At 39.2% G+C, this 24164-nt stretch carries 21 protein-coding genes; 13 read left to right on the top strand and 8 right to left on the bottom strand.

The window, feature by feature from the left end:
• Positions 1-226: 226 nt before the first annotated feature.
• The 8 genes from EAH57_RS05330 to EAH57_RS05295 all read left to right on the top strand — a co-directional run bounded on the left by EAH57_RS05330 (position 227) and on the right by EAH57_RS05295 (position 7340).
• Complete coding sequence (locus EAH57_RS05330; RefSeq protein WP_004670680.1) at positions 227-1162, top strand: ABC transporter ATP-binding protein; 936 nt, start codon at positions 227-229, stop codon at positions 1160-1162.
• Positions 1159-1932, top strand: a complete 774-nt coding sequence (locus EAH57_RS05325; protein ID WP_121929156.1) for an ABC transporter permease — start codon at positions 1159-1161, stop codon at positions 1930-1932. The genes EAH57_RS05330 and EAH57_RS05325 overlap by 4 nt, the downstream gene beginning before the upstream one ends.
• Complete coding sequence (gene queF, locus EAH57_RS05320; RefSeq protein ID WP_121929155.1) at positions 1929-2744, top strand: NADPH-dependent 7-cyano-7-deazaguanine reductase QueF; 816 nt, start codon at positions 1929-1931, stop codon at positions 2742-2744. The genes EAH57_RS05325 and queF overlap by 4 nt, the downstream gene beginning before the upstream one ends.
• Before the next feature lie 33 nt (positions 2745-2777).
• A complete protein-coding gene (locus EAH57_RS05315; RefSeq protein WP_004670677.1) occupies positions 2778-3437 on the top strand; it encodes a hypothetical protein in 660 nt (219 codons plus the stop codon).
• 183 nt (positions 3438-3620) lie between these two features.
• Positions 3621-4763 carry a rod shape-determining protein RodA gene (gene rodA / locus EAH57_RS05310; protein ID WP_121929154.1) on the top strand — a complete coding sequence of 381 codons (1143 nt, stop codon included), beginning with the start codon at positions 3621-3623 and terminating at the stop codon, positions 4761-4763.
• A gap of 19 nt (positions 4764-4782) precedes the next feature.
• Entirely contained in the window at positions 4783-5784 is a 1002-nt protein-coding gene (gene mltB / locus EAH57_RS05305; protein WP_121929153.1) for a lytic murein transglycosylase B, read from the top strand.
• A 332-nt stretch (positions 5785-6116) separates the two neighbouring features.
• Positions 6117-6728, top strand: coding sequence for a septal ring lytic transglycosylase RlpA family protein (locus EAH57_RS05300; protein ID WP_121929152.1), 612 nt, complete (start codon positions 6117-6119; stop codon positions 6726-6728).
• A gap of 159 nt (positions 6729-6887) precedes the next feature.
• Positions 6888-7340, top strand: coding sequence for a DUF962 domain-containing protein (locus tag EAH57_RS05295; RefSeq protein WP_004670673.1), 453 nt, complete (start codon positions 6888-6890; stop codon positions 7338-7340).
• 40 nt (positions 7341-7380) lie between these two features.
• Here the strand turns inward: EAH57_RS05295 and EAH57_RS05290 are convergent, their stop codons facing one another.
• Both EAH57_RS05290 and sthA read right to left on the bottom strand, forming a co-directional pair.
• Positions 7381-7848, bottom strand: coding sequence for a DUF3465 domain-containing protein (locus tag EAH57_RS05290; protein ID WP_121929151.1), 468 nt, complete (start codon positions 7846-7848; stop codon positions 7381-7383).
• An 80-nt stretch (positions 7849-7928) separates the two neighbouring features.
• Complete coding sequence (gene sthA, locus EAH57_RS05285) at positions 7929-9344, bottom strand: Si-specific NAD(P)(+) transhydrogenase (protein ID WP_121929150.1); 1416 nt, start codon at positions 9342-9344, stop codon at positions 7929-7931.
• A 456-nt stretch (positions 9345-9800) separates the two neighbouring features.
• On the opposite strand from sthA, the gene lipA reads away from it, so the two are divergent.
• On the top strand, positions 9801-10814 hold the full coding sequence (gene lipA, locus EAH57_RS05280; protein WP_121929149.1) for a lipoyl synthase: 1014 nt from the start codon (positions 9801-9803) through the stop codon (positions 10812-10814).
• A gap of 364 nt (positions 10815-11178) precedes the next feature.
• Positions 11179-12885 (top strand): DUF4394 domain-containing protein, encoded by a 1707-nt coding sequence (locus EAH57_RS05275; RefSeq protein ID WP_121929148.1) that lies wholly within the window; start codon positions 11179-11181, stop codon positions 12883-12885.
• Positions 12886-12953: 68 nt separating this feature from the next.
• Here the strand turns inward: EAH57_RS05275 and EAH57_RS05270 are convergent, their stop codons facing one another.
• The 3 genes from EAH57_RS05270 to EAH57_RS05260 form a co-directional block, all read right to left on the bottom strand.
• Complete coding sequence (locus EAH57_RS05270) at positions 12954-14060, bottom strand: beta-ketoacyl-ACP synthase III (RefSeq protein ID WP_121929147.1); 1107 nt, start codon at positions 14058-14060, stop codon at positions 12954-12956.
• Between the two features lie 46 nt (positions 14061-14106).
• Complete coding sequence (gene hrpA / locus EAH57_RS05265; protein ID WP_121929146.1) at positions 14107-17982, bottom strand: ATP-dependent RNA helicase HrpA; 3876 nt, start codon at positions 17980-17982, stop codon at positions 14107-14109.
• A 112-nt stretch (positions 17983-18094) separates the two neighbouring features.
• Positions 18095-19255: a sterol desaturase family protein gene (locus EAH57_RS05260; RefSeq protein WP_121929145.1), complete on the bottom strand. Its 1161-nt coding sequence runs from the start codon at positions 19253-19255 to the stop codon at positions 18095-18097.
• A gap of 346 nt (positions 19256-19601) precedes the next feature.
• On the opposite strand from EAH57_RS05260, the gene ahpC reads away from it, so the two are divergent.
• Both ahpC and EAH57_RS05250 read left to right on the top strand, forming a co-directional pair.
• Positions 19602-20165, top strand: coding sequence for an alkyl hydroperoxide reductase subunit C (gene ahpC, locus EAH57_RS05255; protein WP_004670665.1), 564 nt, complete (start codon positions 19602-19604; stop codon positions 20163-20165).
• Between the two features lie 251 nt (positions 20166-20416).
• Complete coding sequence (locus tag EAH57_RS05250) at positions 20417-20632, top strand: KTSC domain-containing protein (protein ID WP_004670664.1); 216 nt, start codon at positions 20417-20419, stop codon at positions 20630-20632.
• Between the two features lie 60 nt (positions 20633-20692).
• Here EAH57_RS05250 and EAH57_RS05245 read toward each other — a convergent pair whose 3' ends face one another.
• Entirely contained in the window at positions 20693-21886 is a 1194-nt protein-coding gene (locus EAH57_RS05245; protein ID WP_121929144.1) for an alkane 1-monooxygenase, read from the bottom strand.
• Positions 21887-22005: 119 nt separating this feature from the next.
• Here EAH57_RS05245 and EAH57_RS05240 point away from each other — a divergent pair, with 119 nt between their 5' ends.
• Positions 22006-23055: a helix-turn-helix domain-containing protein gene (locus EAH57_RS05240; RefSeq protein ID WP_121929143.1), complete on the top strand. Its 1050-nt coding sequence runs from the start codon at positions 22006-22008 to the stop codon at positions 23053-23055.
• Here the strand turns inward: EAH57_RS05240 and EAH57_RS05235 are convergent.
• Positions 23032-23619: an O-methyltransferase gene (locus tag EAH57_RS05235; RefSeq protein WP_121929142.1), complete on the bottom strand. Its 588-nt coding sequence runs from the start codon at positions 23617-23619 to the stop codon at positions 23032-23034. The genes EAH57_RS05240 and EAH57_RS05235 overlap by 24 nt on opposite strands.
• 40 nt (positions 23620-23659) lie before the next feature.
• Positions 23660-23875: a DUF1653 domain-containing protein gene (locus EAH57_RS05230; protein WP_121929141.1), complete on the bottom strand. Its 216-nt coding sequence runs from the start codon at positions 23873-23875 to the stop codon at positions 23660-23662.
• Positions 23876-24164: the final 289 nt, after the last annotated feature.

Below are 24164 nucleotides of genomic sequence, written 5' to 3'. Positions count from 1 at the left end.
TAACCTTATTGCAAAACTCTGATCATTTTTTAGCTGTGGTCGTCCGCGTCTTGAGATGACTAAAAGCTCATCATGTCAATTGTTGTTGCGCCAAAAATCAAGATTTAATCGCGGTGAAATCTTTAGTTTCCGTTCTATATATAGAACAAGATAAACCATTTTCCCACTTGGTTTATTTTTCCATATCGCTCAGAATACTCATTCTATTTAACAACGTGAGACGTTCATGACTGATGCTTTGGTGTTGAGCGATTTGTCCAAAACTTATCGTAATGGTTTTCAGGCGTTAAAAGGTATTAATTTGACCGTGCCTGAAGGTGAATTTTATGCATTATTAGGACCTAATGGTGCAGGTAAATCGACGACGATTAGTATCATTAGCTCTTTAACCAAAAAAACATCGGGTTCAGTTGAGATTTTTGGGCATAACTTAGATACCCACCCTTCACATGCCAAGCAATGTCTGGGTGTTGTTCCTCAAGAATTCAATTTTGGTCAGTTTGAAAAAACCTTTGATATTTTAGTGACCCAAGCAGGTTATTACGGTATTCCAAAAAAACTGGCGGAACAACGTGCCGAATTATATTTAGAAAAACTTGGCTTATGGGACAAACGAAACATTCAATCTCGTATGCTCTCTGGTGGTATGAAACGCCGCTTGATGATTGCACGTGCCATGATGCATGAACCTAAGTTGCTGATTCTGGATGAACCAACGGCGGGTGTCGATATTGAGTTACGTCGCTCAATGTGGGATTTTCTGACTGAAATGAATGAAAATGGAACGTCAATCATTCTAACGACCCACTATCTTGAAGAAGCTGAGATGCTATGCCGCCGTATAGCGATCATCGATCGTGGCGTAATAAAAGAAGATACCTCAATGAAAGGTTTCCTGAATCAAATGAATGAAGAGTCGTTCATTTGTGACCTAGTAGAACCGATCAATTCCATTGATTTTAATATTATCGGTTTCACCTTTAATTTAATTGATCCTGTGACTTTAGAAGTAACGATGGATAAAGCACATAACATGAATGATTTATTCTTATTGTTACAATCACAAAATATCCACGTCAGTAGTATGCGTAATAAATCGAACCGCTTAGAAGAATTATTCGTCAAAATGGTTGAGAAGAATCTTGCAGGAGCGGATCAATGAACTTTAGTCAGTTAAGAACCGCACTGTGGACTTTAGTCGTTAAAGAAATTCGCCGTTTTATGCGGATCTGGCCACAAACCTTATTACCCCCTGCGATCACTATGAGTTTGTACTTTGTGATTTTTGGCAACTTAGTCGGCTCACGTATCGGTGAAATGGGCGGCTTTAGCTATATGCAGTTCATTATCCCCGGTTTAATCATGATGGCAGTCATCACCAACAGCTATGCCAATGTATCCTCAAGTTTCTTTAGTGCGAAATTTCAAAAAAGCATTGAAGAACTGATTATGAGTCCTGTACCTCTGCATTTGATCCTGTGGGGTTATGTGATTGGCGGCGTCTCTCGTGGTGTATTGGTTGGCTTAATTGTGACGATCATGAGCTTGTTCTTTACGCATCTAGAAATTCATAATTTCTTTGTGACTATTTATACGGTCATCATTACTTCGTTATTGTTTTCACTTGGTGGTTTAATCAACGCTGTATATGCCAAGTCATTTGATGATATTTCAATTATCCCGACCTTTGTATTGACACCGCTGACCTACTTAGGCGGCGTGTTTTATGCCATTAGTGCATTAAGCCCATTTTGGCAAAACTTATCTTTAATTAACCCAATTGTATATATGGTCAATGCTTTCCGTTTTGGCATTTTAGGGCATAGTGACGTGAATGTTTCACTTTCATTAATCGTTGTGACCTTATGTTGTGTTGTCCTTTATGCAATTGCATATCATTTATTAGCTCGTGGTTCAGGAATGCGTGAATGAGTGTAGAACATTCTTTGTTGGGTAAAGATACCCAATACCCAACTCAATATCAGCCAGACGTTTTATTTCCAATCGCTCGCGCTGAATCCCGCCAACAATATGTACATATTGATGGGATTACTCAGGGCAAAGACTGGTGGCATATTTTTGAAATTTCTTGGTTAAATCCACATGGATTACCTCAAGTTGCGATTGGTCGTCTCACCTTGCCTGCAAGCTCGCCAAATCTGATCGAATCAAAATCACTCAAGCTTTATTTTAATAGTTTGAACTTCACTCAATTTACCTCTAGACAGGTATTTATTGAGACTGTTGAACAAGATTTATCAAAAGCTGCTGGCGCAACGATTAAACTTGAATTATTTCAAGTGGATGATCTAAAGATTACTCAACCTAGGGGGATTTGTATTGATGATCTTATCCCTGAGCGTTTGTCTGAGCACCCCGATGCAACTTTGTTGCAACTTGATACTGCGACGCCTGACGATGTAGAAGTTGAGCTTTATTCCCATCTACTCAGAAGTAATTGTCCTGTGACAGGACAACCAGATTGGGGTACTGTTTTTATCCGTTTTCAAGGCAAAAGACCTTGTTATCGCAGCATATTAGCTTATATTATCTCGTACCGTCAGCATAATGGTTTTCATGAGCAATGCGTTGAACAAATATTTGCGGATATTTGGCAATTGCTTAAACCAGAAAAATTGATGGTCTATGCAACTTATACTCGTCGTGGAGGATTGGATATTAATCCATGCCGAGTTTCAGATTTGTCATGGATGCCCGAGCCAATTCGCTTGGCACGACAATAAAACGAATAAATTTGATATAGAGGACGTTCTTCAATGACCAGTTATTTCGGTATTCTTCCTTCAGCAAGCTTGAGTCAGGATATTCAACTTGCACAAGCCAATCGTGACAGTAAAGAACCACAATACCCTTTACGTGACAAAATATCTCTACAGCTTACTGATGAGTTAATTGACACCATGTTGGTTCATTTGGTTCAACAGTTTCCACCAAGTGACAAACGAGATACAACTGAAGAACTTGCTCAAAAAATTCGTAGCATTGTTTCGTCTTTAATGAAACAACTACTCGGTAAAACATCAAATGACCAAGTATTAGAGTCATTGAACTTTATGGAAAAAAGTTTGTTTATCGACAACGAAGGTAAACAACGTATTGGTACTGTTTTGCCTGATAGTCTTGTTGCTGATATGAAAAAAAGTTTTGCGGAAGTTGAAGCTGGTAATGGCAAGGAACAACGTGATGCGCTCACCAAACAGTTTAAATCTTTTGCTGATGCGTTGATTCATCATTTTATGACTGAGTACAATAAGACACTAGGTTTAGGGATGCTTAAACGTGGTGCTGCAAGCGTTGCAACCAGCGGTGTAGAAACAGCAGTTCATATTGTAATTAAGAAATTAATTCCAAGTCTAAGCCAAGCTGAGCTTGCAGTATTCGCTAAACACTTTGATCAATTGTTAGTACAAAAATAAGCTTCTGCCGATAAAAAAACGGTCATTGCAAAATGGCCGTTTTTTTTATCGCAAGCTAAAATTTATAAATGTCACATTTCTAAATTTTCATTGTCTCTTACGCTTCAACCAAAGCGTTGCTTTGGTCTTGCTCACGTTTATGTTAGCATTCTCGAAGCTTAGCTTTACCTGATTTAGAATCACATGTCCCCAAGCTCACAATATAAATTTTTACGTCAAGCACCCCGCGATGGATTAAGTACAGCCACGCAGCTTTCTCGTTGGCAACAATTACACATTGATCCATGGCTTTGTCTGTTCTTGATCTTAAATGCCATACTTGGATTGACTATTTTATATAGTGCTTCCGCTCAGAATGTTGGCTTAGTCACGAGACAAGCAATAAGTTTTGGCATCGGTTTTGGCGTCATGTTGAGCTTGGCTCAAATCCCTCCCAAAGTCTATCAGGCATTTTCGCCCTACTTTTACATTTTTGGTGTGTTGTCACTGATTGCCGTCATGGTATTTGGTGAAGTGCGTATGGGCGCGCAGCGATGGATTGATATTCCGGGTTTTGGTAGTGTGCAACCCAGCGAATTTATGAAAGTCGGCATGCCGATGATGATTGCGTGGTTCTTGTCACGCAAAGCCCTGCCCCCAAGTTTTTCTCAAGTCATGCTGTCATTAGTCCTGATCATTATTCCTTTTTTACTGATCGCAGAGCAACCAGACTTAGGCACATCATTACTGGTTATTGCAAGTGGTATCTTTGTACTCTTTTTAAGTGGTTTATCTTGGAAGCTGATCGCTGCAGCAGCAGGTGCTGTCGCAATTATCATTCCGATTGCATGGACATTCTTATTGCATGGCTACCAACGTCAACGTGTACTGACGCTTTTAAATCCAGAAGCGGATGCCTTAGGTACAGGTTGGAATATTATCCAATCTAAAACAGCAATTGGTTCTGGTGGGTTCTCTGGAAAAGGCTTCTTAGAAGGCACGCAAGCTCATCTACATTTTCTTCCTGAAGGTCATACCGACTTTATTATTGCCGCATATTCAGAAGAATTTGGTTTGATTGGCGTGATACTGCTTATTCTTTTATATTTCGCGATTATTTTTAGAACATTCCAAATTGGGTTACAAAGCTTCCATAATTATGGCCGTTTGATCGCTGGCGCATTTGGTTTGTCATTTTTTGTTTATGTATTTGTAAATGCTGGCATGGTCAGTGGTATTTTACCCGTAGTAGGTGTGCCGTTACCGTTCATGAGTTATGGCGGAACTGCGATTATAACGCTGATGTCTACTTTTGGACTGGTTATGTCCATCCATACGCATCGATAACGAGGAATTTTATAAACATATGTTGCATAAAACTTTAAATAAAACAGTTAAATTTCTTAGCTTAAGTGCCAGTTTATTTTTAAGCTGTAATTGGGCATACGCGAACGAATTTTACACCCATCCAAATTATATGGCTTTTAAACAAAAAGCGATGACAACCTATAATTTGAGCGGTGAACAAATCGATACTGCCATGAGTGGTGCGCGTAATATTCCTAACATTCTAAACATTATGACGCGTCCCGGTGAAAGTAAACCTTGGTACGATTATCGTTCAATGTTTTTAGCTGAAGGAACGATTCAGCGTGGCATCCGTTTTAAAAATCAATACGAGGATGTACTGAATCGTGCAGAACAGCAATTTGGTGTACCTAAAGCCGTTATTCTAGGGGTTCTAGGGGTAGAAACAGGATACGGCGCAAATAAAGGCTCTTTTGTCACCCGTGATGCTTTAGCAACGCTTGCATTTGGTTATCCTCGTCGTGCTGATTACTTTAGTGATGAATTGGCTGCGCTGATCGCATGGACATATAAAGAAGGCTATCCAACCAATAGTATTGTTGGTTCTTATGCAGGTGCAATTGGCTATCCACAGTTCATGCCGAGTAATATTCAAAAACTCGGTGTAGATTACGATGGTAATGGTCATATTGATCTTAGAAATTCGGCTGTTGATGCAATTGGATCAATTGCGAACTATTTAGCTAAACATGGTTGGGAACGAGATCGACCAATTGGCTTCCCTGCTCGCTATTTAGGAAATGATCCAGAAAGCGTGATTGCGAAGGATTTGACCTTACCTAGACCTTACGGTGAACTCAAGCGATTGGGTATATCACCTGTTAACCCTTTGGTCAAAATTGATGATTTAGACCTTGTAAATGTCATTCAATTACAAGATCGTTCTGGTCCTATCTATTATATAACTTATCCAAATTTCCAAGTCATTACCACCTACAACAGAAGCCGCATGTATGCGACTGCTGTATGGTTATTAGGCACTGAAGTAGCTAGTCGATAGACTAGCTTTTTTAGCAACACTAAAAAGTCAATAATTTTATTATTAAAAAAGTATAGTTTTTAAGCTGTTTTAATATTTAGTTACAATATTGTTCATTTTTTAATCAAAAACTGTGTGTTTTTGTTCTTTTTTTTGCTATTTATCTTTAATGACTAGACACACTTCATAGCCGATGAATATTATCCATCCCAAGTGTTCGGGCTGTTCAAACTCTTTAAGTGGTTACAACTGCCCCCAAATTGCAAATTGCAAAAGTGAATAATTAGACATGTGCACTATATTTCAGACTGTTTGATTGAAGTAGAAAAGCATGTTCTCTAGGAGTTTATACAATGCAGTTTTCGCTAAAATATATTCTAGCGCTGACAGCCGGCTTAAGTTTAAGCCCGTTACATGCAGAAATGGTACAATCTTCATCATTGAATAGTGATGTGGACGGATCTAACTTAGCCGCTCGTGTTCTAAGTAAAGATTCTCAAAATTTTAATTCGCGTCTTTCTAACGTAAATAGTCTTTCAATCACTGAGCGTTCGGGTGACCAAGTACGTCGCCAAACGATTGCAGCAAAAATTGACATTCCTGAAGAAGAGCCTTCAGTGATTGAAAAGCTAAATGCAGTAGCTTCGAACACAGTTCGTAAGTTTAGCCAAACTGGCGTTGCATCTTGGTATGGTCGTCAATTTCATGGCCGTAAAACAGCAAGTGGTGAAACATTCGATATGAATGCAATGACCGCTGCTCACCGTAGCCTTCCACTAAATTGCTATATCCGTGTAACCAATCGTGATAACGGTAAAAGTGTTGTGGTAAAGGTAAATGACCGTGGTCCTTTCCATGGTAACCGTGTACTTGATTTATCTTATGGTGCAGCAAAGCAAATCGGACTTACAAATGCAGGTCTTGGTAAAGTGAGCATCGAACGTGTAGACGGACCTAACTCTTAAGTTACAGTCAGTCACACCATCCATAAAAGCCACCTCGTGTGGCTTTTATTTTTTTTGCACTGCAACAAAGCTAAATACCCTGCAGATATTTTGACCCATTCATCTTTCTTCGGTATATTGAGATAATTAAAAAATAACTAAGATCGCAAGGAGAGCGCTGTGAAATCAATCGACGAATGGTTCGACGAATACAGTGAAAGTCATCAAAACCAAACCAATAAAAAAATCCATTGGGTATGTGTTCCAGCAATTCTTTTTTCGATTATTGGTATTCTTGCGCACTTTAGTGCCTTATTAACCGCGCTATTACTGGTTTTAACTTTAGTTTTCTATGCTCGTCTAGATATTGTGCTTGCGGTTGCAATGGCTGCTTTACTCGCTGTTATGGCATGGCTGATTATTATCTTACCTGTGGGCATCGGTTTCTATATCGGCATATTTGTTATCGCTTGGATTGGTCAATTTTACGGACATAAAGTGGAAGGCAAAAAACCATCTTTCTTTAAAGACTTACAATTCCTCCTAATTGGCCCTGTATGGTGTATGGACGCTTATTTAGCTAAAGTCCTACCCAAATGGAAATCTCGTCAGAAATTGGCGCTTACAAGCTGATTTAGCGCATATCTTCACAACAACTTATAAAGGAAGATGGTTACTGATACATGCTTCCTTTATATTTCAACCATCCATCAATATGTTTTCTTCTTGGGTCGTGGTGTGTCCAATGGATTACCCCACCTTTATTGTTATATTCATACACCCCATAAAACTCAACTATTTCACCTTTTTGCAGCCCCTCGATTCGGGGTGCCAAATCAATATTATGAGCAATCAAAACCGTCAAACCATTGTCCAACTCTAAAATCATCCTTTGATGTCTTGAGCCATCATTATCATCAGACAAAATCGCTTTCACTGTTCCTTGTGAGCGCACCTGAAGCTTACTTCTTTGCTGTTGAAAGGCTTGCATGATCTTGGCTTGGTCATCAACGGTACGCTGTTCAAGAGATGAAGACTCGCCAAGTAGTGTAGCCTTTTGCTTCAGATCTAAACCGACATAAGCAAAGATCAGCAAAGCAATAATGATCAAGATGAACATATTATTTTTCTGAGTTTTCATAGCAACCTTTTTATCAAATACAAAATAGCAAAATGCCAATCAATTTGATTGGCATTTAGATCATACAATGTCTTGCACACTTAGAATAGACGATTCATCCCATTCAAGGCAGCAACACGATATGCTTCTGCCATTGTCGGATAGTTAAATGTCGTTTCTACAAAATACTTCAAGGTATTGTTTGGGCTATGCATCACCACCTGCCCAATGTGAATAATCTCAGCCGCATTATTACCAAAGCAGTGAATACCCAATACTTCCAAAGTATCACGATGGAATAAAATCTTTAATTCGCCGACCGTATCACCTGTGATTTGCGCACGTGCCAAATGACGGAAAGAAGCCTGTCCTACTTCGTATGGGATTTTTTCTTCAGTCAGCTCTTGCTCGGTTTTTCCAATCGAAGAAATCTCTGGAATGGTATAAATTCCAGTTGGCACATCTTTAATTGGTTTGACATTTTTTTCGCCAACCATATTTGCACCGGCACAACGCCCTTGGTCATAGGCAGCAGATGCTAATGATGGCCAACCAATGACATCGCCCGCAGCAAAAATATTATCCACTTCGGTTTGATATTGATCATTAACCATCAACTGACCGCGGCTATTGGGTACTAAACCAACATTTTCTAAACCTAAACCATCGGTATTGCCTGAACGACCGTTACACCACAAGATCGCATCAGCTTTGATTTTCTTACCACTAAGTAAATGTAATACCACGTGATCATCGAAAGTTTCTAAGCGATCAATTTGTTCATTATGACGAATCAAAACGCCTTGTTCACGCAAATGATAAGACAAGGCATCAGCAATCTCATCATCCAAATAACTCAATAGCTTTTGCTGGGTATTGATTAGGTCGACTTTATGATCTAATCCAATGAAAATAGACGCATATTCACATCCAATAACGCCTGCACCATAAATGATAATTTTTTGAATCGTATAATCTAAATCTAAAATTTTGTCTGAATCAAATACGCGAGGATGATTAAAATCTAATCCTTGGGGTTGATAAGGGCGACTGCCCGTAGCAATCACGATTTGTTTGCAAATAATCGTGTCTTTAATACCATCCTGACTAAAAATCAAGACTGTGTTTTTGTCATGGATATACGCACGACCATAAAAAGTTTCGATTTTATTGCGATCATAAAAACGTGTATGCGTATCGACTTGTTGTTGAATCACTTTATGCGCATTACGTAGCACTTGTTTCATGGTGAATTGTTTCCATTCACCTACTTTTTGAAACATTGGGTCACGTTGATAACGAATAATACTTGAAACTGTTTGACGTAATGCTTTACTTGGAATCGTACCGACATGCGCACAGTTACCGCCGAGTTGATCACGAACATCAACAATCGCAACACGCTTACCTGCTTTTGCCAGCTTCATTGCCGCGCCTTCACCAGCTGGGCCAGAACCGAGAATGACTGCATCATATTTTACAATATTCCCACCAACGACCTCTTTCTTACGTGGCATTCAAAGCTCCTTGACTGTTAAACGTTTACTATTAGGGTTTGTTGACCTTTTAGCCATGCGTTGCGTTATAGGCTAAAACCACACAAACAAGGCGTGAAACGCAGACAATGGCAATCCCCTTGTCAAGTTTCACAACGAAGTTTGAGGCAGTTTTAGCCATAACCCTTCGGGACAGGGACATTTTTTGCCGTTACTACGTTATGCTTTGCTCATTTAGAATGACTAAATTTCACAAACCATGCCTTGTACCGTCTAAAAAATGTCTCCTGTCGCAAACATTTGTAAAAGATTAACAGACCCTATATACATGATAACCAATATGCGTTGAATTGATGTATTTCTCAACCATATATTTTATATATACACATTTTTAAAATGAATACCTATTTCGTCCTATACACTCGTAAATTTGACTATAATGTCTAGATATCTCAAGTTAAAGGTTGTAGAAAAGATATGTCTGAACACCGTAAAGCTGAACAGGGCTTAAAACTTCGTGGCGCCGAAAAAGTCGCAAGAATTCCTGTAAAAGTGATTCCTACGGTTGAAGTACCTCGTAAACCAGACTGGATTCGCGTCAAGATGGCTGCACCAGAAGAGGTTCAACGTATCAAAACAACCTTGCGCTCGCAAAAACTGCATACTGTATGTGAAGAAGCTGCTTGCCCCAACCTACCAGAGTGTTTTGGTGGTGGTACAGCAACCTTTATGATCATGGGCGATATTTGTACACGTCGCTGTCCTTTCTGTGACGTTGCGCATGGTCGTCCAAATGCACTTGATGCAGACGAACCACGCCACATGGCAGAAACAATCTCGAATCTCGGCTTAAAATATGCCGTGATTACTTCAGTGGACCGTGATGATTTACTTGATGGCGGTGCTCAACATTTTGTTGACTGTATCAAAGAAGCTCGCGTGCTTAGCCCAAACACCTTGTTGGAAATTTTAGTTCCAGACTTCCGTGGACGCCTCGATATTGCGCTTCGCATCATGACCGAATGCCCGCCTGATGTTTTCAACCACAACATTGAAACAGTGCCACGCTTATATAAAGCCATGCGTCCAGGCTCTGACTACCAACATTCTTTAAATCTGTTAAAAATGTTTAAAGAATATTGTCCAGATATTCCAACGAAATGTGGTTTGATGGTTGGTATTGGTGAAACTGAAGAAGAAGTGATTGCCCTTTTAGATGATCTTAGAGCACATGACGTAGATTACATCACGATTGGTCAGTATTTACAGCCATCTAAACAGCATGCGCCAATTGATCGTTTCGTCACACCTGAAGAATTCGAGCGTTATGCTGAGCATGGACGTAAATTAGGTTTTAGAAATATTTGGTCTGCACCAATGGTGCGTTCTAGTTATTTTGCTGATCGTCAATATCGTGGTGAACCCGTTCCTGCTGTTCGACGTAAAGCCGATCCTGCTAAAAAAATTGCAGTTCAAACAGTAGAAGCATAATCGCTCCCAAGTAATAGAGAGAATCCCATGATTCTCTCTATTTTTTATATCTAAAAATCCTAACACACATAAATCACCACATCCTAAAAATTAAAATTTCTGATCAGCCGTGAAGTCCGCGTGAATAATTACAACTCAAAACCCAACTACAAAAAAATCACTTAAAAACATTGATTTACTTTCAATATCAGCACTTATATGCTGATTCTAGTTAATAAATTTTTTTAAATTAACAGCCAAAAATAAAGCGCTATATCTTTATTTAAAACAAGTCACTCAATCACAAAAGCCCCAAGTTTTATAAGTAATAAGGAATATTTCTTAAGGCTTTTTATGAACAAAAATATTAATCAGGATTTAAAAAATGAATACAAGAATACTATCATTGACCACTGCTGTCTTAGGCAGCCTATTCCTTTTGGGTTGTAATAATGACTCAAACAATAATTCCAATCCCTCTCCCACGAATACAGGCGATGTGCTGATTTTGACGGGCAATGGGATGATAAGTTCAATCAATCGTGATCAACCTGAAATGTTGGTTTCTAATTTAAAAATCACAAATCTACAATCTAGTGAACAACTGATTGGCATAGACCACCGTCCAAAAGATGGAAAATTATATGCCGTCGGTACTATGGGCAATATCTATACGCTGAACCCTCAAACTGGACGTGCGACTTGGGTAAGTAAGTTAGTTGCTGATCCAGCGGACACTACAGATGGCAATGCACCATTTGACAAAATCACAGGTAATCCTGACCTGATGACTGTAAATTTTAATCCCGCAGCGGATCGCTTGCGAGTCATCGGCAATGATGGACAAAATCTGCGAATTAATGTTGATACGGGGGCGACGATCACAGATGGCAATATTAGTTTAGGTGCTGAATCAGTGGCTGTTATTGCTGCTGCATATACCAACGCAATCGCGGGAACTGGATCAACACGATTATTCAGTATTGACCAAAACACTGATCGTATCTATCTACAAAATGCAAATGCTGGCACATTGGGTAATTCAGCGATGCTTGCATCAGGTGTTGATGTTGAAGGCGGCGGTGGTTTTGATATTGACCCGATTAATAACGTTGGCTATGCCGCCCTTAAAGTAGCAGGCACATATCAACTCCACCACCTCAATGTTGCTGCCGTCGGCTCAGAAAATGCTGCCGTTGTTGAAAGCAAAAACTTGCCAAATGTATTTCAGACTTCTGGTATTCGAGGTTTAGCACTCGCAAGTGCTGCCGATAGCGGCGCACATACATATGGTTTGAGTGCCAACAACCAGTTGATTCATTTTATGGCAAATACACCAAATTCAGTTAAACAAACCAATATTACCGGTTTAAAAGTGGCAGAAAAGATTATTGGAATCGATTTTAGATTTAAAACCACAACTGACAAATCTGGCATGTTATATGGTCTCAGTGACCAATCAAATCTATATACCATCAATACTCAAACAGGTATGGCAACACTTCAATCCTCACTGAAAGCAGCGATGGGCGATGACAATCCTTTCACAACTCTACTTGGTACAAGCTTTGCTGTTGACTTTAACCCTGCTGCTGATCGTTTACGTGTCATTAGTAATACAGGACAAAGTTTACGCATCAATGTTGATACAGGTGACACCATTACTGATGGTGACTTAAACGGTATCGATGATGCAGTTGTCAGTGCAGCAGCCTATACCAACAGTTTCCAAACACCTATCACAATGATTGGCACAGAGCTATTTAACTTAGATCAAGGCAACCAACTTTTAGTTAAACAAAGTCCACCAAATGATGGTGTACTGAATTCAATTGGCGCATTAGGAATTAATCTAGGTATGGATAATGGCTTTGACATTGCGGGTGGAGACAATGGTTTTGCTTTAGCGACCGTGTCTGGAATGACGGGGCCATCCGTTTTATATCGCATCGATTTAAACAGCGATACAACGATTATGGCACCAAGAGCTAGACTCGCCATTAGTGTAGACGGTACACCAAATCTGGCGGCTTCAACAATTGGTAGCACCACCACCCCACAACTGATAGACCTCGCTATTATGTTGAAGTAAATACTATTTATTCTCTTAATAAAAAACACCGCATATTCAGATGCGGTGTTTTTTTAACTTATAAAAATTTATGCAATATGCTTTTGCACAATGATCGAACCCACTGAATAACCTGCACCGAATGAAGAGATCACGGCGTATTCACCATCATTGACCTGTTCACCTGTACGATGCATTGCAATGATTACACCAGCAGATGAGGTATTTGCAAACTCATCTAAAATAATTGGCGCACGTGCTAAATCAGCCTCTTTACCCACAACTAATTTTAAAATCAGTTCATTCATATTGGCATTGGCTTGGTGTAACCAGAAACGCTTAACCTGCTCAGCTGTCAATTCGAGTTTTTCTAATTGTGCAGTAATGATTTTTGCAACAAGTGGGCAAACTTCTTTAAAGACCTTACGCCCATCTTGACGGAATAATTTATCATCCACCACCGCATCTTCACTACGGTTCAAGAAACCAAAGTTATTACGAATATTGTTTGAGAATTGCGTGAACAAATGAATATCTAAAATTTCATAACCTGATTTTGTTTCAGTTTCTTCGATAATCGATGCTGTCGCAACATCACCAAAAATAAAATGTGCATCACGGGTACGATAGTCTAAATGACCTGATGTAATCTCAACATTGAGCAGTAAAACACGGCGGGCACCACACTTCACCGCATCATAGGCTTGCTTTAAACCAAACGTGGCGGCAGAACAAGCCACATTCATATCGTACGCATAACCTTGAATGCCAAGTGCGGATTGGATCTCAATCGCCACTGCTGGATAAGCACGTTGCATATTTGAACAAGCTAAAATCACAACATCGATGTCTTCTGCGGTAACACCTGCATTTTCCATCGCTTGTTTTGCTGCAATCACACCCCATTCTGCTTGAAGTGAAAGCTCATCATTGCTACGTTCTTGTAAACGAGGACGTAAACGCTTTGGATCAAGAATACCAGACTTCTCAACCACATAACGGCGCTGAATACCTGATGCTTTTTCAATAAACTCAGGGCTTGAACCGCGTAATGGCTCTAATTCACCTGCTGCAATTTTGTCAGCATGTTCTTGGTTATATTGTTCTACATAAGCATTTAAACTTTCCACCAATTCTGCATTGGAAATAGATTCGGTCGGGTGAAATAACCCTGTACCTGTTATACGAATGCCCATGTAAAACTCCTGTAAAGAATGGTTCTAGCTTTCATTATTGCTCAGTTTAACCGATTGATAATCGATCCCATAGTTTTTGTAATCTATTTGGTGAAATTGGCATCTTTGTTTTCATCGGTTGAGAAAACAAGGAAATTCGCAACTCCTCCATCATCAAATACAATTCTTTGATTTTAGGATCATTTTTAAATTTAAATAGCTTGTCCATCCAAGGATCGACTTCATCAATTGCCGCAAGATCTCTTTGTAGATTATTGGGCAATCTATCTAAACGCAATAGCAAAGCTTTTAAATAACGCGGGTATTCCTGCCAAAGATCAGCGGGACGACTATAAACAAAGTTTGCGAGGGACATAAGATCCAGTTGATCTTCGATATCATCTACACTTCGAGTGAAAATAGTTTGATCGAGGACGAGCAATTCACGGCGAACTTGCTGCCATTGCGTAAATATTTCAGTCAAATCAGTCAATGTCTGTTGACCCAAAGATAAAAAATGCTTTTTGGTATTTGCCAATAAGCTTTCAAACTCAGCAGCATCAATAGGAAGCGTTTGAATCGAAACTTGCAAAGTCGCGTAAACCAACATTTGTTCCAACTTTGCTTTATCACCTAATGGTGAATAAGCCAGTGCTAATTGTTTAGAAATTTGCTTCTTCAACTGACGAATCAAATCACCAAGTTGCATGTGAACGAGGCGAATTACCCCTTCTCTATGCTGTTTAATTGCTTCTTCTTGATCGTTAAAAGTCTGAATCACAACACCTGATTCATCTTTTGCATCTAAATCAGCAAATGCTTTACTTGGAACGAGTGCTTGATATTGTTTCACCAATACACCCGTCACTTTTTGTGAAGCTTCAAAAACAAAATGCTCAGGAAAAGTTTTAAACTCACCCTCATGTTGCTTTACAGCGCGATGCGTTTCTACACGACAACGCGCTTTTAACTCATCCAAATCACGACCTTGGGCAATTAATTTACCTTTTTCATCGAGAACTTTAATAAAAGGAATAAGGTATTGATCAATTCGTTCAAAAGAAAAATCTTTTTCAGTGATTTGCTCACCGCGTAAAGCAAATGCCAAGTAACTAAATAGATGCGATCGTAAATGAACTGCATCTATGCCTTGTATCAACTTTCTCGTTGTATCAGGAATAGGCACAAGGTTACGACGTTTATCTTTTGGCAATGCTTTTAACAGCGCCTCAATTAAATTTTGTCGCCAACCTGGAATGCCCCATGACCATTGATTTTCATCAACCTGCGCTAAAGCTTGCACTGGAATCTTCACGGTCGCGCCATCTTCATCATGACTTGGGTCAAAACGATAGCTGGCCGCTAAGCGTAATTGTCCATTATGTAAATAGTCAGGAAACTGTTGTGTAGTTGGGCGATCATTCATCCACAAAGCGTCATCATCAACGAATAAATAACGCGGATGTTCAGGCTCTACCGTTGCTCGCCAATCTTCAAAACTACGACGGCTGGCGATTTCGGTCGGAACTTTATTGGCATAAAACTGATAAATCGTTTCTTCATCAACCACCAAATCACGACGACGTAATTTGTCTTCAACGCGCTCAACTTCCTCAAGTTTTAATAAGTTGTGCTTTAGGAATGGTGGAGTAATCCCCAAATGCCCTGTCGTTAGCGCATCTCGCAAAAAGATTTCATGTGCAGCAGCTTGGTCCACTTTTTCAAAATTGATCAACCGCTTAGGTTCAATAATCAACCCAAATAATGAAATCTGATCATAGGCATTTACAATACCCGCTTTTTTCGACCAATGTGGTTCAAAATAATGATGTTTCAATAAATCGCCAGCAGCCAATAAAATCCATTCAGGATCAATTTTCGCCAACGTCCTCAAATAGACTTGAGACGTTTCCACCATCTCAAACGCCATCACCCAAGCGGTATTGCTCTTATGTAAAGTGCTGGCTGGAAACACCTTCGCTTTTTGTTGGCGCACCGCCATAAAGGTATTTCGTTCATCCGTTTTGTTGGCGATAAAGGAAAGTAAACCTGTTAACAAAGCACGATGTAAATTCTCATAATTGGCTGGTTTTTCATTAAAGCTAAGTTTCAAACCTTCAGCCAATTCAACCAACTGCTGATAAGTTTGTTTCCATTCACGTAAACGCAACCAACTTAAAAAATGGTTCCGGGCAAACTGACGACGCTTACTTTCTGATTGTGTCTCTGGGCTGGTTTGTAAAGTATCCCATAGCTTTAAATAGAATAAAAAGTCAGAATCAGTTTCTTTAAATAAGGCATGCTTTTGATCCGCCTGCATTTGTTTATCGGCAGGACGTTCACGCGGATCTTGAACAGCCAAAGCACTTACAATCACCAAAATTTCTTTCAGCACACCAAAATGCGCACCACCAATAATCATACGAGCTAAACGAGGATCAATCGGCATACGCGCCATCATTTGGCCGATTTTGGTTAACCCACCTTTCTTCTTATGAGCGGATTGAGTGTGCTCGTTATAAGCGCCCAACTCAACCAACAACTTACGCCCATCATTGACTAAACGAAAATCAGGTGGCTCGATAAAATCGAAATCTTCCAAATCGCCCAATCCCAAACTTTGCATTTGTAAAATCACAGACGCAAGATTGGTTCGCTTAATTTCTGGTTCGGTAAACTCTGGGCGGCTCAGAAAATCATCTTCACTATAAAGACGAATACAGACACCTGCTGCAATACGTCCACAACGCCCTTTACGCTGATTGGCCGCAGCTTGTGAAATCGCCTCAATCGGTAACCGTTGTACCCGCGAACGATAGTTATAACGTGAAAGACGCGCAAAACCGCTATCAATTACATAACGTATATTCGGTACGGTAAGTGCCGTTTCCGCAACGTTAGTGGCAATAATAATTCGTCGCCCTTTTCCGCTTGGACTAAAAATCTTTTGTTGTTCTGCAATCGCTAGACGTGCGTATAAAGGAAGCACTTCAGTATGACGAGGACCAAATTTTTGCAGGGTTTCCTGTAATTCTCGAATCTCTTGCTCAGTGCTGGCAAAAATTAAAATATCAGCATGTTCAGGATGACCTTTGCTATCCGCATCAGCAAAACACTCTTCTACCGCTTGTACGACTGCACGCGGTAAATTTTCCTCAAAATCATCAAACTCGTCATCATCACTGCCGACAATATTCAGTTCAGAAATTGGGCGGTAACGAAGTTCAACGGGGAAACTACGCCCTTCAACTTCAAAAACAGGTGCATTGTAAAAATATTGACTAAAACGATTTACATCGAGCGTTGCTGAGGTCACGATCACTTTTAAATCTGGGCGTTTCGGCAACAGTTGCTTTAAATAGCCCATGATAAAATCAATATTGAGCGAACGCTCATGTGCTTCATCTATAATAATCGTGTCATATTTCGACAAAAAACGATCGTGCGTCAGTTCAGCAAGCAAAATACCATCCGTCATTAAACGAACAATTGAATCTTGTGACCCTTGCTCATTAAAACGGATTTTAAAGCCGATGGATTCGCCTAACTTTTCGCCCACTTCTTCTGCGATACGCTGCGATACACTGCGTGCCGCCAACCGACGCGGTTGAGTATGCCCGATCATGCCTGTCAAACCACGACCAGCCAGCATTGCGATCTGAGGAAGCTGTGTGGTTTTTCCTGAGCCAGTTTCCCCAGCCACAATGATTACTTGATGTTTTTGAATTGCTTCAATCAAACGATCAGCGTACTGGGTAACAGGTAGGTCTTGATTGAGTTTGATCTTTGGGAGACGCGCTAAACGTTGTTTAACTTTTTGATTTGATTGTGCAAATAGCTTTTCAATTTCTGCTGTTTCGGTATTTTTATCTTTGCGCAGTCGATTTAAACGGTGACGGTCACGTGCCATAACCCATTGATCTACATTTAAATGACTCTGCACTGAACAGCTTTCCTGAAAATAAAATAATCGGCTATTTTACGCTTTAAAGTGTTGCTATGCAAAGTAACTGCATCAATCCTGTTGGGAAATTGATGCAGATTGATCAATATCTTCAGGATTTAGATGACGAATCAAAACGCTGAAGAAAACGTTTTACGTATTTTTTAAAAGGCCAAGTAAACTGCTTCACAAAACTATTTGGAATTTTATAGCCTACCGTACCATACACACTCGCCAAATGATTTGGCATATACACGCTTTTAAAAATGACATCATACGCAGGGATAAATGCAGCATAATTTTTATCAATTGCAGGCTTTTCAGAAGAATGATGCCAATGATGAAACTCAGGAGTGGCAATAATCCAACGTAAATAAGGAAAGCGAAAACGTACATTTGAATGAATAAATATGGCGTGAAAGGAAATAAAGATCAGATATGCAAACACCGCTGAAGTATGAAAACCCAAAAGAAAAATAGGTAAAGTTGCTAAAAAACGTGTCATTAACACTTCAACAGCATGCAAACGCGAAGATGCCAGCCAATCCATATATTCAGTAGAATGATGAATGGCATGAAAACGCCAAAGGAAATTCACTTCATGCATCGCTCGATGCAGCCAATACACCACAAAATCCACAACAATAAGCAACTCGATGAACTGTAACCAAATCGGTTGCGCCTGCACATAGGGCACAATTGGATTATTTGGTAAATGAGTGATCCAATATTGGATTGGCATGACTGTTAAAAAGGTGAATAACTGAATACCAATATGACTAAACATGAAATATTTCATATCTGTCACCCAGCCAACCCTAAGAATTTTTTGCTCAGGATTTTTGGCAAAAAACCCCTCAAGTGGAATAAAAATAACAGCCAAAATCACAAGCGTCAGAACGAAATAATCAATCCCAGCATAGAAAGGAAGACTTGGAAGTATCGGTGCTTTGATCAAGCCACAGCCGAGAACTGCAGCAACTAAAGCAAAACATAATCCGTAAAACCCATATCGATTTTGACGAATGATTGAGCTATATGCGCCAAAACCGACACTCAGAACAACCGCCAATATTAAACTAAAATAAAAGACATCATAATATTGCACATAAAATGGGCGAAGTTCTGGTGTCGTTAATACTGTGGGAAATAAAAAACACAAAGCGCCGAATATACTTAACAAACCTAAGGACATTGCAATAAAAGCGCTAATTTTTCCCAAACCCATATTCAGTTCTAAGTTTTCGAATCTTGTTCTTAAATGATCAGTCATTGTTCGTATTAATTCGCTATCTACTCGAGCAAAAAGCTCACAAATTAAATTATAATCCAGAAATTAAACATTTTTTATAAATTTTTCCATTCTACCCTTGAATTTTAATGATATAGACTGCATGTTGTCTAACGCATTAATTTTAAAATCTCCTGTCATCTTGACGTCATCAACATGAAGTCAAATCAGGATAGATTGGGTGAAAATGTGGATTTAAATCGATCAATTCATTTTTCCGATTCTAATCATGTAAAAATACTATTTCCCCAATAATGAAAAATTAACTATTCTATATCTCGTAAACACTTTCCTAGTTTAAAGATATACCGCAATCATGGAGACAATGATGAGCTTGATTAATACTGAAGTTAAACCATTTAAAGCTGATGCATTCCGTAACGGTGAATTCATTCAAGTAACTGAAGCAGATCTTAAAGGTAAATGGTCTGTTCTTATTTTTATGCCAGCTGCATTTACATTCAACTGTCCAACAGAAGTTGAAGATGCTGCTGACAATTATGAAGAATTCAAAAAAGCTGGTGCGGAAGTTTATATCGTAACGACTGATACTCATTTCTCTCACAAAGTATGGCATGAAACTTCTCCAGCTGTTGGTAAAGCTCAATTCCCATTAATTGGCGATCCTACTCATCAATTAACACGCGCTTTTGATGTTCATATTGAAGAAGCTGGTCTAGCACTTCGTGGTACGTTCATCATTAACCCTGAAGGCGTAATCAAAACTGCTGAAATTCATGACAACTCAATTGCTCGTGATGTATCAGAAACTTTACGTAAACTTAAAGCTGCTCAATTCGTAGCAAGCCACCCAGGTGAAGTTTGCCCAGCGAAATGGAAAGAAGGTGAAGCAACACTAGCACCATCTATCGACTTAGTTGGTAAAATCTAATTCATTAGATTCATCAGAAAAGTCCGAAACCACCCATTCTTGGGTGGTTTCTTTTTGACTAAAAGATCAATAAATTCCCACTTGTCTGTGCTTCGATTTAATTGCAAATTTTTTACAATTCTTATACTTATATCTTCATAGCAAAGTTCATTTATCAATTGTCAGCTTCTGAGACTTAGAGTACTGTCAAATAATGGAATAAAGCGTTTTTTATATGGACATGGGTCTACTGTAAATATGGGGGCAAATGTATGGAAAAAACTGTTATTGTAACTTCTTGGAAATATGACGTTTCTTCACGTTATTTAAAAATATTTTATAACAATGGTTCAGGTGAACTTTACCATCCTGTACCAAAATTTATTTACGATAATTTACTCCGCTCTACTGACAAAGCTGCATTTGTACATAAGTATCTTGAGTTTGACCTACATTTTAAACGACTCTCTATTTCAGCTTCCTCATAAGAAATCAGCCCGATTTGGGCTGATTTCTGTTGCTAAAATGAGGATATCTATAGTCCCTAATCACGCAACATCCGTTTGCTCTGCATATTTCTCAAACATTTTTTCTTTGGCACTCGGATGCATGTTGATTTTAGCTAAATCACCGTTGTAGTGCTGCACGACTCGATCATCCATAATTTTTGACCACCATGCAGGAACAAATGCAGGGAGAATCATTGCACCATAGCCCGCGGGTAATTGAGGTGCATCTTCAAAATGACGTAAGGTTTGAAAACTTCTCGCTGGATTGGCGTGATGATCCGAATGTCGTTGTAATTGGTACAAAAACAAATTGGTCACCACATTATTATTGTTCCAACTATGCTCAGGCAATGTTCTTTCATATTTTCCATTGGCTTGCTTTTCCCGTTTCAAACCATAATGTTCGATATAATTCACTGATTCAAATAGCGTTACTGCATACGCCGCCTGAGTCACTTGAAACGGTATTGAACGTACGCCAAATTTGCTAAACATCGCTGCATGATAAATGGCTGACATTGCCCAACCATGTAAAAGCTCATTTTCTTTACATAGAAATGGTAATTTTTTACGAGCTAAACGGCTCTTTTCGATTTCAATCGCAGACTTAAAACTACCAATGACAGTACGTGGTAAAAATTTCCAAAAAGTTTCGCCAAATTGTGATGAAGCGGGATCTTCTGGGGTAGCAACACGACGATGGTGACCATAAGGATGTTCTATACGGAAATGGTTATATCCTGAGGGTGCCAATGCCAAATGCGATAAATAATGTTCTAGCTTGCCACTTTTATGACTCAGCTCATGTGCAGTATTAATCGCGACACCATTCACCATGCCGATTAATGTTCCCAATAAAACTTGATCAGCGACAGGCGTATTATTTCGACTTGCGAGATATGTGCCGTAGATATTTACAGCATATTGCAAGGGAATATACAGTTTAACAATACGTGCATAATATGGATCAGCTTCCAGATCTGCGATAGCATCAATCGGTGGATTTTCAGTGTCTTCACCAATCAGTTTATCCAAACTTGGAATGACACCATGCAAAAACAAAGGACCAAATGAAGCAAAAAACTTTTTCGTTTTTTTAGGGGCAAATTGATAACCAGCTAAGCCACTCATGGCAATTGCAGGTACAGCCAAACCTAATAACCACCAATGACGTTTTTTATCTTTGAACCGTGTTGTTGCATGCGCTACATCTAGTTGAGTATGCATATTCATTAGAAACTCCTCAATCAATTACTCTTCTTGCTTCCATCAATTGTGTTCTTTTAAAGTGAGTCTTTATTATCATTTTAAGACTTGGTATTATCATTTTAAGACTACATGGACTGTTAATTGTGCAAAACCAACAAATTCCAGTTATTCCTTCGCGTTACTATCTACGATTGATTGATATTTTAATCCAAACAAATCAATATGATAACAACTCATTAACATTACTACGTGATCAACTTTCTACGACTGAACTCCTTACGATTCAACAGATTGAACAATTTATTGAAATGGGTTTGAACCTCCCCAATACCGCAGATCTAGCATTCCAATTAGGCAAAAATATCAAGCTAAGCTCACATAGTCTAGTGGGTTACGCCCTGATGACCAGCCCCGATCTTGAACATGCTTTACGCCTGATCGCTCAATACTTCCGGCTGATTATGCCAAGCTTTAAGCTTACGATTCAGTTTCAACACGATCAGCAAAAAGTTGAGTTATTATTTGAACCGATATTACAAATGAATAAACAGTGTCTCGCCTTTCACATCGAAGCGATTGCAGTGGCTTTTTATTACAGTTTATTAGAATTAGCTGGAAATCAGTTACAGCGATATCAGGTTTATCTCAGTGTACCCGAACCAAAATATAAAGAACAGTATATCCATTTAATCAAAGCTAATTTTCATTTTAACGATCATTGGATTACAGGCGTTCGTGTGATGATGGATCAACAGCAGCTCTCACTTCCCTTGCCTTTAGCCGATGCCCATAGTTTAAAAGTGGTCGAACAGCGTTGTCAGGAGCAAATTCAAAGAATTTATCATCAGGGAGAAATTGTCGAATGGGTTAGTATGATGCTTCGTCAAGCGAATCAAATCCCGACATTAAATGAATGTGCCAAAGTCTTAAATATTTCGACCAAAACATTGCAACGTTATCTGCAAAAGTACGGTGTCGAATTCCACCAACTAAAGCAAAAGATTAGTACCGAACGAGCCATTGATCTATTAGAAAATTCTAAGTTTACCATTACGCATATTGCCTATGAATTAGGGTACTCAAACCCCGCCAACTTCACCCGCGCTTTTAATAAAATACAAGGGTGTAGTCCACAAGCCTACCGTTTAGAGCATCAGAGCAAAGATTCGCTATTTAACAACCACCATACATAGACCTGCTCCCACAGGTAAAATACTACTCATATAGTGTTCATCTTGTTTAATGAGATCTAGCATTGGTTTAACTTCTGCCGGATGTGAAATAACATTATCGATAATCAATGTACTACCAGAGGATTGTAATAATCGTTTCAAGTCCTCCCAATAACTCACGTAGCTGCCACGTTCAGCATCTAATAGGATAAGATCGAAGGGTTCAATTGCTTGTTTCAAATAGTCGGCAGCATCGCCCACCCAAAAATCAATAAGCCCATCTAACTCAAAATCTTCTGCATATTTTTTGGCTTGCGCACTCCGAAATGCATTGATTTCTAAAGTGAGCACCCTCCCTTGAACCGTTTTGGCTGCTTCTGCCAACCATAAGGTGGAGTATCCTGTGGAAGTTCCAATTTCAAGAATGCGTTTTGATTGCTGAGTACGTACTAGCATTGCCAGTAATTTAGCTGACTCTGCTTCAATATTGCGATAACGCCTTAGACGATCAGACTGTCGAGCATCATGTTGTTTAAATTCATCGTATAAATCAGCAATACGTTGCAAAAAAACAGTGTTGGTCATATCTGACTCTCCATGATGCTCAAACTAAAAAATATCGGGTTTAGGTCGCTTGTACCAACTTAAATCGTGGAATAACTTGCCCTTCAAGCTGAACAGTTTCAGTAAACATGGTGAGTGGACGTACCCACATCGAGTAATCACCATATAAGCATTGATAAACCACCAATTCTTCCTCTGTTTCACTATGTCGAGCCACGTTAAACACCTGATAAAGCTGTCCTTTATAATGTTGATAGATACCACGTTGTAACGCCATCTCGCTTACCTTTTTAGTTATGCCATGAAATGATTGCATTTATATAACAAGATCTATCCTAATCAAACTTTTAAAGATATCAATGATCAAAAATACAACAGCCACAACATCAATCCAAAAAACCGATCAAACCCATAAAAACATACTGTTTTACCTATTTAATGCTTTTGCGTACTATAGCCTCATTGAATGAATTTAGCCGACTTGAATTGTTGAGAATTTGGAGACATCGATGTTAGATCAAAATATTAAAACTCAATTAAAAGCTTACTTAGAACGTTTAGAAAGT

Origin of the sequence: Acinetobacter sp. 2JN-4, assembly GCF_003687745.1 — a bacterium.
In the GTDB taxonomy this organism is placed as follows: domain Bacteria; phylum Pseudomonadota; class Gammaproteobacteria; order Pseudomonadales; family Moraxellaceae; genus Acinetobacter; species Acinetobacter halotolerans.
The sequence above is the reverse complement of the archived record's forward strand: the minus strand, read 5'-3'. Positions and strand labels throughout refer to the sequence as shown.

Bases quoted from the DNA above. Each gene is read 5' to 3' on its own strand.
- EAH57_RS05330 (WP_004670680.1), top strand. From the start codon at position 227: ATGACTGATGCTTTGGTGTTGAGCGATTTGTCCAAAACTTATCGTAAT.
- EAH57_RS05325 (WP_121929156.1), top strand. From the start codon at position 1,159: ATGAACTTTAGTCAGTTAAGAACCGCACTGTGGACTTTAGTCGTTAAA.
- queF (WP_121929155.1), top strand. From the start codon at position 1,929: ATGAGTGTAGAACATTCTTTGTTGGGTAAAGATACCCAATACCCAACT.
- EAH57_RS05315 (WP_004670677.1), top strand. From the start codon at position 2,778: ATGACCAGTTATTTCGGTATTCTTCCTTCAGCAAGCTTGAGTCAGGAT.
- rodA (WP_121929154.1), top strand. From the start codon at position 3,621: ATGTCCCCAAGCTCACAATATAAATTTTTACGTCAAGCACCCCGCGAT.
- mltB (WP_121929153.1), top strand. From the start codon at position 4,783: ATGTTGCATAAAACTTTAAATAAAACAGTTAAATTTCTTAGCTTAAGT.
- EAH57_RS05300 (WP_121929152.1), top strand. From the start codon at position 6,117: ATGCAGTTTTCGCTAAAATATATTCTAGCGCTGACAGCCGGCTTAAGT.
- EAH57_RS05290 (WP_121929151.1), bottom strand. From the start codon at position 7,848: ATGAAAACTCAGAAAAATAATATGTTCATCTTGATCATTATTGCTTTG.
- sthA (WP_121929150.1), bottom strand. From the start codon at position 9,344: ATGCCACGTAAGAAAGAGGTCGTTGGTGGGAATATTGTAAAATATGAT.
- lipA (WP_121929149.1), top strand. From the start codon at position 9,801: ATGTCTGAACACCGTAAAGCTGAACAGGGCTTAAAACTTCGTGGCGCC.
- EAH57_RS05275 (WP_121929148.1), top strand. From the start codon at position 11,179: ATGAATACAAGAATACTATCATTGACCACTGCTGTCTTAGGCAGCCTA.
- EAH57_RS05270 (WP_121929147.1), bottom strand. From the start codon at position 14,060: ATGGGCATTCGTATAACAGGTACAGGGTTATTTCACCCGACCGAATCT.
- EAH57_RS05260 (WP_121929145.1), bottom strand. From the start codon at position 19,255: ATGACTGATCATTTAAGAACAAGATTCGAAAACTTAGAACTGAATATG.
- ahpC (WP_004670665.1), top strand. From the start codon at position 19,602: ATGAGCTTGATTAATACTGAAGTTAAACCATTTAAAGCTGATGCATTC.
- EAH57_RS05250 (WP_004670664.1), top strand. From the start codon at position 20,417: ATGGAAAAAACTGTTATTGTAACTTCTTGGAAATATGACGTTTCTTCA.
- EAH57_RS05245 (WP_121929144.1), bottom strand. From the start codon at position 21,886: ATGAATATGCATACTCAACTAGATGTAGCGCATGCAACAACACGGTTC.
- EAH57_RS05235 (WP_121929142.1), bottom strand. From the start codon at position 23,619: ATGACCAACACTGTTTTTTTGCAACGTATTGCTGATTTATACGATGAA.
- EAH57_RS05230 (WP_121929141.1), bottom strand. From the start codon at position 23,875: ATGGCGTTACAACGTGGTATCTATCAACATTATAAAGGACAGCTTTAT.